Below are 12,674 nucleotides of genomic sequence, written 5' to 3'. Positions count from 1 at the left end.
AACGTTGTTTTTGTCGATTAACGAACGCGACGCAGATAGCCATCCGGCGCGACAGTGATCAGCAACTTGCTGTGAATGGCCTGATCGATTTCGAAATCGCTGTTCTCTTCCAGGTAGGCCCACACAGCGGTTTTCGGGTTGTCACCCTTGCCCCACGGACGATCCGGGAAGGCGTCTTCGGGCATGTCTTCGACCACGGTGTCCATCACCACGCAATAGCTGCCCACCGACACCAGTGGTGCGTACAGGCGCAGCTCTTCGAGGACGTGTTCGTGGGTATGGTTGGAGTCCAGCACCACCAGCACTTTCTTGCCCTGCACGCGATCACGTACCTGGTCGACGATGGCGGTATCGATGCTCGAACCCTGGATCATGCTGATCCGCTTGAACATCGGGTGCGCTTCAATGGCTTCGCGGTTGTGCTGGCGGATGTCGATGTCGACGCCCAGCACTTCGCCGTGACCGATCAGTTCGAGGATCGAGGCGTAGAACACCAGCGAACCGCCGTGGGCGATCCCGGTTTCAACGATCACGTCCGGACGCAGGTTCCAGATGATTTCCTGCATGGCGACCATGTCCTGCGGGAACTGAATGATCGGCCGGCCCATCCAGCTGAAGTTGTAGGTGTACTTGTGTATTGCGGTGGTGCCGACCCAGCCCAGCGATTCGGTTTGCAGTGCCTTGTCCTGTTGCAGGCCTTCGATGTTGGCTTTTACTTCTTCGCGAAACTGCTCATGTGGATTCATTGCGACTCTCCAAAAATTCGGGAAAACGGCTTACCTGAACACCCTGGCGTCAGGGTATGGCACGGTGTTGGTCTTGATGATCCTGGCGGGATTGCCCACCACGACCGAAAAATCCGGAACGTCTTTTGTCACCACGGCACCGGCGCCGATGGTCACCCAGCGACCGATGCGCAGGCGCGGCAGGATCGTGGCGTTGGTACCGATAAACGTGCCGTCGCCGATTTCCACACAGCCGGCGATGCACACGCCCGGCGCCATGAACACCGAGTGACCGATTCGCCCCTCATGTCCCACGACGCTGCCGGCGCTGATGCTGGTGTTGTCGCCGAGTTCGACTTCGGCCTGCATCAACACGCCTTCCTGCAGATAACTGCCCTGCCCCATGCGGATCATGCTCAGATCGATGCCGGGATGAATGAACTGACCAAGCTTCGCCCCTGCATCTACCAACTGACACGTGGTTTCGTAGCGTAACCGGGTACTGCCGGTGATCAGATTGACGAAGCGCACGTCCGGCCCATTGAGCTCGGCGACCCGCTCCGAACCACCCACCACCGGCACCCCGTAAAACATCGTGTGGTGCTTGCGCGGATCGTTGTCCAGAAACGCGAATTCGACATTCGGCGTACTGCGCTTGACCGCGTGCAGCATGCGTACCGCTTCCGGGTTGGCGGCCCCCAGCAGATACATCTTCACGGCGCGGGCCTGCTTGCCAGCAAGTCCAGCACCACTTGCACGACGCGCTGCTGATCGGCGTCGGTCATGTCGTGATAGCTCGGCAGGTTGAAGGCGCGCTCCGGCAGGGCGAATGACACCGGCGTGTCAACGTTGTGCCCGCTGAACATCGGCAGCGTCGACAGCGGCCAGAAGAACACCCGGGCATCGATGTCGGCGGCCTGGAACGCTGCGATCAACTGGTCGCGATGGATACCGGTGTCGGCATCGAACACCACGGTCGGCATCCAGTAACCGTTGCGCCCGTGAGCCGGCTCGGGATTGAGCGACACACCCGGCACGCCTTCCAGCGCCTGCGCATAGTTGGCAAAGATCGCCCGCTTGCGCGCGATCAACTCTTCGATCCGCTCGACCTGTGCGCAACCGACGGCCGCCTGCAGGTTGCTCATCTTGTATTTGAAACCGACGAACTCGGGCCAGAACTGCTTGGTGCAGCCGGCCACCCGACCGTGGTTGGACAGGGTCAGCACGCGCTCGTACAAGGCCTTGTCCGAGGTGACGAACATCCCGCCCTCGCCAGTCGTCATGGTCTTGGTGCCATGGAACGAAAAAGCCCCGAAAGCACCGAGCGAGCCCGCCGCCCTGCCGCGCCACTGCGAACCGATGGCTTCGGCTGCATCCTCGATCACGGGAATGCCGAATTCCTTGCCGATGGCCAGCAAGGCATCCATGTCGCACAGATTGCCGTACAGATGCACCGCCAGGATGGCTTTGGTGCGCGGGCCGATCGCGTTTCTGACCTGCTGCGGGTCGAGGCACCAGCTGTCGGCCAGCACATCGACGAACACCGGCGTGGCGCCCAGATAAGTGATGGGCGCCGCCGAGGCGATCCAGTTGGTGTTGCCAAGGATCACTTCATCGCCTTCGCCGATGCCCAGCGCCGCCATGCCCATGTGTAGGGCTCCGGTGCAACTGGAGGTGGCGATGGCGTAGGTCGCGCCCAGGTGCTCGGCAAAACCGTGCTCGAAGCGGGTCAGGTATTCGTAGCAACGTGCGCCCCAGCCGTTCTGCACGGCGTCAAGGGTGTAGCGGGCTTCGAGTTCGCCGACGCTGGGTTTGGTGTAATGAATTCTGCTCATCGAATGCTCAACTCCGGAACGGCGACGACAAAGCGTGCGCCCCACGTTTTGGCCGAGGCCAGTTGCTGCGTGACTTCACTCAACAGGTTCCACGGCAGCACCAGGATGTAGTCGGGCTTTTCCAGCTCGATGCGTTCGGGCGCGACAATCGGAATGCGGCTGCCCGGCAGGAACTTGCCCTGTTTGTGCGGGTTGGCATCGGCGACCCAGGCCAGCAGATCCGTCCTCACGCCGGCGAAGTTGAGCAAGGTATTTCCTTTGGCTGCCGCGCCATAGCCGACCACGCGCTTGCCCTCGGCCTTGGCCTGCAACAGAAAACGCAGCAACTGGTGCTTGATGTTTTCGGCGGCCGGCGCCAGCGTCGCGTAGTACCCGGTGGTTTTCACCCCGGCGTCGAGCTCGGCCTGCAACTGCTGTTGCACCGCTGGCTGCACGGCGCGGCGTTCGCCGTCCTTGCGTTGGACGAACACCCGCAGCGATCCGCCATGGGTGGTCAGCTGGCTGACGTCGAACACTTCCAGACCATTGCGCTCGCACAGTGTCTGCACGGCGGTCAACGACAGGTACGAATAGTGTTCGTGATACAGCGTGTCGAACTGCGCGCCGGCCATCAGCGTCAGCAGTTGCGGGAATTCGAAGGTGGCGACGCCGGTCGGCTTGAGCAGCGTTGCGAAACCGCCGAGGAAATCGTTGATATCCGGCACGTGAGCGAGCACGTTGTTGGCGGCCATCAGGTCGGCGGCCCAGCCTTCGCTTTTCAGCTGGGCGGCGGTGTCGCGACCGAAGAACAGTTCACGGATCTCCAGGCCTTTTTCCCGCGCCGCTTGCGCGGTACTGCGGGTCGGCTCGACGCCCAGGCACTGGATGCCGCGACCGGCCACGTATTGCAGCAGGTAGCCGTCGTTGGCGGCGACCTCCACCACGCGGCTGTCGGCGGTCAGGCCGAAGCGCTCGACCATCTCGGCCACATAGCGCTCGGCGTGGGCCAGCCAGGTACTGGAGAACGAACTGAAGTAGGCGTACTCGGCGTCGAACAGGCTGTCGGCCGAGGTGTAATCCTCGGTCTGGACCAGCCAGCATTGCTCGCACACGGCGACCTTCAGCGGCACCCATTGTTCGGCCTGCTCCAGCCGATCGGCATGCACGTAGGCGTTGGACGGTGGCGAGGTGCCGAGGTCGATCAGCGGCAAGCTCAGCGGTGCGGCGCACCCACGGCAGTTCATAGACGCACTCCAGCAAAGTGTTGATCGAGCGCGGGATGGCTGGAATCACGCGCTGACAAATTATTGACAGGCAACGGCCAGGCAATCGCCAGCCGTGGATCGTTCACCGACAGGCCGCCCTCGTGCTCCGGCGCGTAATCGGCGCTGTGCAGATAAAGCAGTTCGGCGTCTTCGGTGAGGGTCTGGAAACCGTGGGCGAAGCCGGCCGGAATCAGCAGGCTGCGACCGTCGCCGGCCTTCAGGTGCTCGGCGTGCCAGTGCAGGAAGGTTTCCGAGTCCGGGCGCAGGTCCACCGCCACGTCCCACACTTCACCGCGCAGGCAGGTGATCAGTTTGGCTTCCGGCGCATTGGCGTTCTGGTAATGCAGACCGCGCACGCTGCCCTTCTCGCGGGTGCAGGAATGGTTGATCTGGCGGATGTGAAACTCGGCACCAAACGCTTCCAGACTGCCCTCGCAGAACAGCCGGGCGAAGTGCCCGCGCTGGTCTTGGAAGCGTTTGTGCTGAACGCTGAATAAACCGGCCAGCGGCAACGGTTTCAAGGAAAACTCGCTCACAGCGCGCCCCGGTACAGGTTCAGTTGGCCGAGCGTCACGGTGCGCATGTCGTCGCCGTTCTGCCACGCCAGGTGCCAGTCGAGCGTCTGGGTCAGGCATTGCTGCAACGACCAGCGCGGTTGCCAGCCAAGCACCTGACGGGCGCGACTGCTGTCCAGACGCAACAGGCCGGCTTCGTGCAGGTCACTCTTTTCGAGGCGCAGGCCACGGGCCTGAGGCCAGCGGTTGGAAAGCAGTTCGACCACTTCGCCGACGCTGCACATGTCCGCCTCACCCGGGCCGAAGTTCCACGCCCCGGCGTACTCCGGGCCATCTTCATAGAGGCCGGCGGCCAGTTGCAGGTAGCCAGCCAGCGGCTCCAGCGCGTGCTGCCACGGGCGCACGGCTTGCGGGTAACGCAGGGTCACCGGCTCGTCTGCCGTCCAGGCCTTGAGCACGTCGGGAATCAGCCGTTCAGGGGCGAAATCGCCGCCGCCCAACACATTGCCGGCGCGCGCGGTGGCCAGGGCCAGACCGTGCTCGGCGTATTTGTCGGCCGGGAAAAACGACGCCGCGTAAGACTGCGCCAGCAACTCGCAGCAGGCCTTGCTGCTGCTGTAAGGATCGTGGCCACCGAGTGCTTCGTCTTCGCGGTAGGGCCACAGCCATTCCTTGTTGGCGTAGACCTTGTCGGTGGTCACCAGCACGCAGGCCCGCACGCAACCGACCTGACGAATCGCTTCGAGCAGATTCAAGGTGCCCATGACGTTGCTGGAATAAGTGCCGAGCGGATCGCGATAACCTTCGCGCACCAGCGGCTGGGCCGCCAGGTGCAGGACGATTTCCGGCTCGGTGTCGGCGATGATCTCGAGCAAGGCGCCGAGGTCACGCAGGTCGCCGCGCTGGTCGTTGATGCCTTCGCTCACACGCGCCAGTTCGAACAGGCTCGGCTCGGTCGACGGGTCGAGGGAAAAACCGCTGACTTGCGCACCGAGGCTTTGCAGCCACAGGGTCAGCCAGCTGCCCTTGAAACCGGTGTGACCGGTGACCAGAACCCGCTTGCCGCGCCAGAATTCCGGACTCAGTCCCATTGCTTCCATGGGGCCTCCCCGCTCTGCCACAACGCTTCGAGGTGGTTTTTGTCACGCAGGGTGTCCATTGGCTGCCAGAAGCCTTCGTGCTGGTACGCCATCAACTCGCCGCGCTCGGCCAGACCGTCGAGCGGGCCGGACTCCCACGAGGTTTCGTCGCCTTCGATCAGCGGCAAAACCTTGGGCGAGAGCACAAAGAAACCACCGTTGATCCAGCCACCGTCACCGCGCGGTTTTTCCGTGAAACCGAGAACCCGGTCGCCGTCACGATCCAGCGCGCCATAGCGACCCGGCGGTTGTACGGCGGTGACTGTCGCCAACTTGCCGTGAGTCAGGTGGAAATCCACCAGCGAGCTGATATTCAGGTCGGAGACGCCGTCGCCATAGGTGAAGCAGAAGGCTTGTTCGTTTTCCAGATAGCGTGCGGCGCGGCGCAGACGGCCACCGGTCATGGTTTCCTCGCCGGTGTCGATCAGCGTCACGCGCCACGGTTCGCTGTAGTTCTGGTGAACGTCCATGCGATTTTCACGCATGTCGAACGTCACGTCGGAGGTGTGCAGGAAGTAGTTGGCGAAGAAGTCTTTGATCGCGTAGCCCTTGTAGCCAAGGCAAATCACGAAGTCATGAATCCCGTGGGCGGAATACTGTTTCATGATGTGCCAGAGAATTGGCTTGCCACCGATCTCGATCATCGGTTTCGGCTTGAGGTGCGACTCTTCACTGATGCGCGTGCCCAGGCCACCCGCCAAAATAACTGCCTTCATGGTCTCCCCTCTCGTTCGTCACAGGGCTGCGCGCTGCTTTTTGCGCATTGCGGCCTTCTGGCTAAACCTTTCTGCCGGTACGGGCGCAGGGGCAATGACCGCGAGCGCTCGTTTTATGGCGATTTGAGGGGGACTTGCAGGAAACGCGCCAGCTCCGCTGGCTGCGCGTCGGCAGGACATTTGCCCATGAAAAAAGGGATGAAGCCGTTGCCGGCTTCATCCCTCCCTTCAAACAACTCCCGTGCGTCGACCGGATCAACCGAACATGGCAAACCCGTCAACAGCGGCCGGCAAATTGTAAACCTGACCATCAGCGGTCTGGATGTGCTCGATGCTATTGAAGCCCGCATACCAGCCCGCCAGTTTCACGCCATTGGTCGGTGCCCCGGTGCTGCCGTCATTGGCGCTGTGCAGATAGGCGTCGTCACCGATACGGGTAACGCCCAACTGGCTGGCGTTGGCAATGGCGTTCAGGATCAGGGTGTCGTTCAGGCTGGTGCCGCCGTCCTGAATCACCACCAGACCGGAGGTGTTCACCACGTAGGTATCATCACCCTCACCGCCATTGGCGAAACCACCGGATGCCTGCTGGCCGGCCAGATTGAGAATCAACCGGTCGTCACCCTCGCCACCGAACAACGAGTAGGTGCTGCCCTTGCCGGTCAATACGTCGTTGCCGATACCGCCGATGGCGCTGCCGTTGACTACCGTCACGGCGTCATTGCCGTCCTCACCGAACGCGTTGGTACCCAGATCGTTTTCAGCACTGACAATCACGTCGTCACCCGACCCGCCATATAACTGATCGGCCTGCGCATTATCGGCCACACCTTCGAGGCTGAACGGCCCGATATCGGATACCAGGCCGCCATAGATGACGTCGTTACCGTCACCACCATTGATCAGATCGCTGCCGCGCCCGCCTTCCAGCGTGTTGTCCGCATCGTTGCCGGTCAAGGTGTCGTCGAAATGACTGCCCATCACGCCTTCGATATTGGTCAGCATGTCGCCCAGGGCATCGCCACCCAGGTTGATACCGGTCTGCAGATTGATTTCTACTGCCGAGGCACTGGTGAGGTACCAGACGCTATCGATGCCATCGCGCCCATCGACCGCATCTGCGCCACCACCACCGATGAAGGTGTCATTGCCAGCCGAACCCATGAAGTTATCAGAATACTGACTGCCCTCGATCAGTTCGATCCCGGTGTATTCAGGCACCGGATTCCAGGGTTTGTACGCGGCCCCGCTCAGGTCGATCGTCATCGGCATGAAGGCGTATTTGAAACTCAGCAGATCCTGCCCCTGCCCGCCATCGAGGCCGAAAAACCAGGACATGCCGCTGGCGTAAAAGGTGTCGTTGAAGTCACTGCCACGGATGATCTCGATGTTCTGGTACGTATCGCCGTCAGCGATCCCTGAAAACTCCCGGGTCGCCCAGTTCAGCGTCATGGCGACCGTGCTGTCGCCGTAACTGAGCACATCGATACCGTCGCCACCGTCAAAGGAATCGCCCTTGTCACCGCCGAACAACACGTCGTTGCCACTGCCGCCGACGATCGTGTTCCAGGTGTCGTTGCCGTAGCCGGTGAAGTCGCCGGTCCCGGTATACGTCAGGTTTTCAACGAACGGATCCAGGTGCATCACAGACAGCGTGGTGTAAACCTGATCGGTGCCGCCCATGAAGCCCTCGACTTCTTCGATGGTCACACCGGTGCTGTTGATGATGTACACATCGTTCCAGTCGCCACCGGCCAGGGTCACGCCACCGATGTTGGCGGTGAACTGATCAGCATTGCTGGTGCCAATGATTTTTTCGACATTGCGAAAGGTGTCGCCAACTGCATTGATTCCACTGCCGATCTCGATGCTGACCGGCCCTGCGTTATGGTGATAGCTCACCGTGTCGTAGCCATCGGAACCGTCAATGATCATCGACCCTTCGAAGCGATAGATCAGATCATCGAACTTCGAACCTTCAATGGCTTCGATACCGGTGAAGGTGTCTCCGTAGGCAATGGTCAACCCGTCATAGTTGCTCCAGTCCGCGATTCTCACCCCTTCGGAACTGTCGCTGTAGCTGACGGTATCGAAGCCATCACCACCGACGAAGTGATCCGCCCCGTCGCCGCCCCACAGCCAGTCGTTGCCGGCACCGCCAATGATCTCGTTGTCAGTGTCACTGCCGTAGGCCTTGAAATCACCCGTACCGGTGAAGGTCAGCTTCTCGATGAAGGAGTCCATCTTGATGGTGTTGAGACTGGTGCGCAGCTCGTCGTAACCGCCGTAATTCTCTTCGATGATGGTCACGCCTTCACTGCCGACGATGTACACATCGTCCCCCCAGCTGCCCTCCAGCGTCACACCGGAGTTGTTGCTGGTGAAGGTGTCGTTCAAAGAGGTACCGATGACTTTCTCGACATTGAGCAAGGTATCGCGCTTGCCGTCGGCCACCGTGACAGTCAGTGAGTCCTGGTCGATTTCGACACTGACGGCCGAAGACAGCACGCGATAGTCCGCCGTGTCAAAACCCTCACCCCCGTCCAGCACGTCCGATCCGGCGCTGCCGATCAGCTGATCATCCGACCCCATTCCATAGAGTTCGTCATTGCCATCGGTGCCCACCAGGTAATCCACATCACTCGTTCCATTCACTACTGACATTGCTTCTTCCTTGCGTTGTTGTTGAACCGGATACCGTCAAAGAGCGCTGAGCGCCAGCTTGCTGAAAATAAACTTCGGACCCATGACTTCGGTCATCTCAAACGACGCCGAACGATAGGAACCAGCCTGAAAAAAACAAAACAGGCGACTGTAAAAGTCGCCTGTTTTGAGAAAAAGCCTGTACGAACCGATCAATCCGCCAGCCAGCCGTTTTCCCAGTACCGTAGGTTATCCCCACGCAGCACGTAATCGCGCAGCACGACTTCACGCAATTCGTCACCCATGCGATAGCTCGCATCCGGATCGGCCAGGTGCATGCGGATCGCTTGCAGCCACTCATCCGTGGTGTTGGTCTTGATCCGGGTGCATGGCAGGTAACCGCGATAGGCCTCGGTGTCGGTGCAGATCACCGGGTATCCGCAGGCACCGTACTCCAGCAGACGCAGGTTGCTCTTGCAGTCGTTGAAAATGTGGAACTCCAGCGGTGCCAGGGCCAGGTCGAGGTTGAGGCTCGCCAGTTTCGCCGGGTACACGTCCAGGCCGATCACGCCGTGGAATTCATGCATGTACGGACGCAGATCATCCGGACACATGCCGAAGAACACCCAGTCGACTTCATTGGCCAGTTCACGAACAACGTCGGCAATCACGGCCAGGTCGCCGTGGTGGCTGGTGCCGCCACCCCAGCCGACCCGTGGTTTTTTCGAGGTGCGGCGCTGGCTGCGCAAGTCGCACCACATGTGTCGGGACAGCATGTTCGGAACGACCCGGATGTCGTTATGCATGCTCGACAGCGCATTGCCCAGCGGCGCCGTGGACACCACGACCCGGTCACACATGGCAATTGCCCGGCGGACGAGTTTTTCCATTTCGTCCTTGTTCGGCATGTTGCGGATGTGCGCATTGCGGTGCGGCACATCGATGACGTAGTCATCGAGCTCATAGATCCGCCGCGCACTGGAGTACTTTTGCAGACTCGGGATTTCGTTGATCGGCGCTTCGGCATAGCGCCCCTGCAAAATGATCACGTCCGGCGACTGACGCTCGACTTCAATGATGGTCGGCAGGTTGTAGTGAATGCGCCCCAGCGCGCGACCTGCTGCTTCCAGCTCGATCAAAGGCTGCGTCACGCGGTAGTGGCCGATGGCGGAGGCGTTGACCGGCAGCGCAAGGATCTTCGGCAGTTGTGGCTGGGAGAACGGAGTCCAGCCAGTACGCAAGCCTGGATCGAGACTGAAGCTCGACCCGCCAAGGCCGTTCAGCGACAGATTCTTGTTGTAGGCCGGGTCCCGCGCAACGATGGGCAACCAGCGCTTGTAGAACGTTTCCTGCTCCTTGCCGAGCTGCGCCTCTTCACCCTCTTTTGGCGTAACGGCCGGCTGCGCACCCAATGCCAGCTGCGCATAAGGCGTCCAGACCACCAGATAACCCTGCTGACCGACACGCAGGCACAAGTCCACTTCGTTCAGCGACTGCGCCAGATCCTGTTCGTCGAGGCCACCGACGGCCTCGAAAACCGACTTGCGCACCAGCAGGCAATCGCTGCCGACGGCGCTCAGGTCATGCGCCGCCAGCAGACGATACATGTAACCCGTCGCCTGCAGCGATTCACCGAAAAACGGTACGCCGGCCGGCCCTTGCAGACCCAGAATCAGCCCGGAATGCACGATCCGGCCATCCGGGTTGAATAGTTTCGCGCCCACTACACCGACTTCCGGCCTTTGCGCATGATTGAGCATTTCCGCCAGCCATTCGCCGTTGGTGATCACGGCGTACGGGTTGAGCAGCAGGACGTAATCGCCACGGGCCTCACTCACGGAGAGATTGCGCACTGACGCCAGGTTGTCCTGCTGCGGGCAGTCCAGCACGCGAATCCGCTCGCTGCCCAATTGCGCCATGCCATCGAACCAGGCCCGGGCTTCGGCGCTCTCGCTGCCGTTGTCCACCAGCAGCAGTTCGTACTCGGCGTATGCGGTTTTCTCCAGCAGGCTCTCGACGCAGCGCTGCACCGCCGCCGTCTGATCCTTGCTGACGATGATGATCGACACCAGCGGCCGGCGGGCGTGGTGATAGTCGACCCGGTTCAACAGGTTCGATGCACCTCGACGGATGTCATGAGCGATGCCCAGCCGATCCAGGTGTGCGCCGACCAGTTGCGCATTGCTGTCTGCCATTTCCGGTCCCGACAGCCACTTGGCCAGGTCAAATGCCGACTCCAGCAACACCTCGGCGATATGACCGACCACTGGCGTGCCGCCCTCCTCGACCATGCGCCAAAGCACATCGTGGGGTGCCAGTTCGCCAAACGACGAATCGAAACCACCCAGGGCCAGGAAACGTTCACGCTCGAACGCCAGCGCCCTGCCGACGTAGGGGTAGCTGCGCATCAGATCGAGGTTGAAGTCCGGCTTGAATACCGGCTCGGTCGATTCACCCTGGGACAGACCACCCTCATCGCTGTACAGACACGTCAAGGTACGCGACAACGCAATGCGCTCGGCCATCACCAGCAGCGCCGGCACCACCAACCGATCGCCGGCACGCAGCAGGTAGAACCAGTCGGCGCCATCGAGTTGCGGCAGCAGATCATTGATTTGTTGCTGCCAGTCATCCTGCAGCGGCATGCGCACCACGCGCTCGTCCAGCTGCACCTCGGTACAGGCCGCAGACAATACGATGGTCAGCTCGGACAAATACTCCTGGGCGGCCAGCGATTGCAACGTAAGATCCAGCGCCGAGCGACTGCCCTGCTCGTCAATGATCAGTGCAACGATTTTCGGTATACGCGGCCACGCGGCCAGTGTATCCGGCAGCAATTCACGCTGGCCTTCGGTCAGGCGGCGGCATTCGAGCCACTGCGCGTACAGCTCGGCGAAACTGACGCTGGAGATGCCCACGTGCCAATCCTGGGTCGTCTGCTTGGTACCCAGTGTCCGGCTCAGCGGCAGCTCTTCCCAGACACGCGGCGACTCGTCTGCCTTGGTCATCGGCACGTAGCGCACCCAGCCCGGTGCAGGCGCCGACTCGCCGCTGCGCGCCTTGAGCATCTGCGTCAGCCATTGACGCTCGGCCTCGATCGCATCGCGCATGGCCTGCTGACCGCTCAATCGTTCAGGGTACAGTCGCTCGACACTCAATACATGGTTCGAGACCACCATGTTGCCCCGGCGCAGCAGACAGACATACAGGGCGAAGTCCAGACTGGCGACAAAGCAGTGCCCCGGCTGGGTCAACGCCGGCAGCAACTCCACTACATCGGCGCGGCGAAACAGGGCATTGCTGAAACCGCCCAGAATGTTGACCGGAAAGTTCTCGAAGATCGCCAGCAGGTCTTCACCCTTGAACAGCCCGCAGGTCGGAGACAGCGGCGTGTTTTGCAGGCGTGACGGCAGCGGCCGATCGTCTGCGTCCCAGAACAGGCGCTGAGCCAGGACCAGATTGACATCCTGCTGATCGATGAGTACCTGCGCCTGACGCTCGACACAGATGCTGAACAACTGGTCGTCATCGCACAGGAATTTTATGAACTCGCCCTGAGCCTGTTCGAGACAGACGTGCAGGTTGCCCACCAGCCCCAGCGTCCGGGAATTGCGTACATAACGCACCGCCACGCCGCTGCTTTCGCTCACCGAGTCGACGATGGTTTTGATCTCGTGACCACGACTGTCATCGCAGACAATGATTTCGAGATTGCCATAGCCCTGACTCACGGCACTTTGCAATGCCCGTTCGAAAAAACGCGGATTGAAGGCTGGAATGACGAGGCTGACGAGGGGAAGTGAATTCACGGCGGGCTCACAGGCGGTGCGAACCCGCCCAGAAAAGCGAGCTCTTGA

General features: G+C 61.0%; 9 protein-coding genes. All 9 read right to left on the bottom strand.

Annotated features, from left to right (window positions below; translation table 11 throughout):
• Positions 1 to 17: 17 nt before the first annotated feature.
• The gene (locus L6D74_RS14785; protein ID WP_236189641.1) at positions 18 to 746 is read right to left on the bottom strand and encodes a cephalosporin hydroxylase family protein; all 729 of its coding nucleotides are present in this window, start codon (positions 744 to 746) and stop codon (positions 18 to 20) included.
• A gap of 30 nt (positions 747 to 776) precedes the next feature.
• Positions 777 to 1,442, bottom strand: a complete 666-nt coding sequence (locus L6D74_RS14780) for an acetyltransferase (protein WP_064594314.1) — start codon at positions 1,440 to 1,442, stop codon at positions 777 to 779.
• A complete protein-coding gene (locus L6D74_RS14775; RefSeq protein ID WP_064594311.1) occupies positions 1,439 to 2,560 on the bottom strand; it encodes a DegT/DnrJ/EryC1/StrS family aminotransferase in 1,122 nt (373 codons plus the stop codon). Before L6D74_RS14775 ends, L6D74_RS14780 begins: the two co-directional genes overlap by 4 nt.
• Positions 2,557 to 3,783, bottom strand: coding sequence for a class I SAM-dependent methyltransferase (locus tag L6D74_RS14770; RefSeq protein ID WP_236189640.1), 1,227 nt, complete (start codon positions 3,781 to 3,783; stop codon positions 2,557 to 2,559). Before L6D74_RS14770 ends, L6D74_RS14775 begins: the two co-directional genes overlap by 4 nt.
• Positions 3,780 to 4,340, bottom strand: a complete 561-nt coding sequence (rfbC, locus tag L6D74_RS14765; protein ID WP_064594307.1) for a dTDP-4-dehydrorhamnose 3,5-epimerase — start codon at positions 4,338 to 4,340, stop codon at positions 3,780 to 3,782. The genes L6D74_RS14770 and rfbC overlap by 4 nt, the downstream gene beginning before the upstream one ends.
• Positions 4,337 to 5,419: a CDP-glucose 4,6-dehydratase gene (gene rfbG / locus L6D74_RS14760; RefSeq protein WP_192563975.1), complete on the bottom strand. Its 1,083-nt coding sequence runs from the start codon at positions 5,417 to 5,419 to the stop codon at positions 4,337 to 4,339. Before rfbG ends, rfbC begins: the two co-directional genes overlap by 4 nt.
• Positions 5,401 to 6,174 carry a glucose-1-phosphate cytidylyltransferase gene (gene rfbF, locus L6D74_RS14755; protein WP_011333025.1) on the bottom strand — a complete coding sequence of 258 codons (774 nt, stop codon included), beginning with the start codon at positions 6,172 to 6,174 and terminating at the stop codon, positions 5,401 to 5,403. The genes rfbG and rfbF overlap by 19 nt, the downstream gene beginning before the upstream one ends.
• Before the next feature lie 255 nt (positions 6,175 to 6,429).
• Positions 6,430 to 8,838 carry a calcium-binding protein gene (locus L6D74_RS14750; protein WP_064594301.1) on the bottom strand — a complete coding sequence of 803 codons (2,409 nt, stop codon included), beginning with the start codon at positions 8,836 to 8,838 and terminating at the stop codon, positions 6,430 to 6,432.
• A 191-nt stretch (positions 8,839 to 9,029) separates the two neighbouring features.
• Positions 9,030 to 12,626, bottom strand: coding sequence for a glycosyltransferase (locus L6D74_RS14745; protein WP_236189639.1), 3,597 nt, complete (start codon positions 12,624 to 12,626; stop codon positions 9,030 to 9,032).
• Between the last annotated feature and the right edge of the window lie 48 nt (positions 12,627 to 12,674).

The organism is Pseudomonas pharyngis, assembly GCF_021602345.1.
In the GTDB taxonomy this organism is placed as follows: domain Bacteria; phylum Pseudomonadota; class Gammaproteobacteria; order Pseudomonadales; family Pseudomonadaceae; genus Aquipseudomonas; species Aquipseudomonas pharyngis.
Note: the sequence above shows the minus strand (reverse complement) of the source record. Positions and strands in the feature narration are given on the sequence as shown.

What these genes read in the sequence shown, in the direction of transcription:
- L6D74_RS14785 (WP_236189641.1), bottom strand. Translation starts at nt 746, where the DNA reads ATGAATCCACATGAGCAGTTTCGCGAAGAAGTAAAAGCCAACATCGAA.
- L6D74_RS14775 (WP_064594311.1), bottom strand. Translation starts at nt 2,560, where the DNA reads ATGAGCAGAATTCATTACACCAAACCCAGCGTCGGCGAACTCGAAGCC.
- L6D74_RS14770 (WP_236189640.1), bottom strand. Translation starts at nt 3,783, where the DNA reads ATGAACTGCCGTGGGTGCGCCGCACCGCTGAGCTTGCCGCTGATCGAC.
- rfbG (WP_192563975.1), bottom strand. Translation starts at nt 5,419, where the DNA reads ATGGAAGCAATGGGACTGAGTCCGGAATTCTGGCGCGGCAAGCGGGTT.
- rfbF (WP_011333025.1), bottom strand. Translation starts at nt 6,174, where the DNA reads ATGAAGGCAGTTATTTTGGCGGGTGGCCTGGGCACGCGCATCAGTGAA.
- L6D74_RS14750 (WP_064594301.1), bottom strand. Translation starts at nt 8,838, where the DNA reads ATGTCAGTAGTGAATGGAACGAGTGATGTGGATTACCTGGTGGGCACC.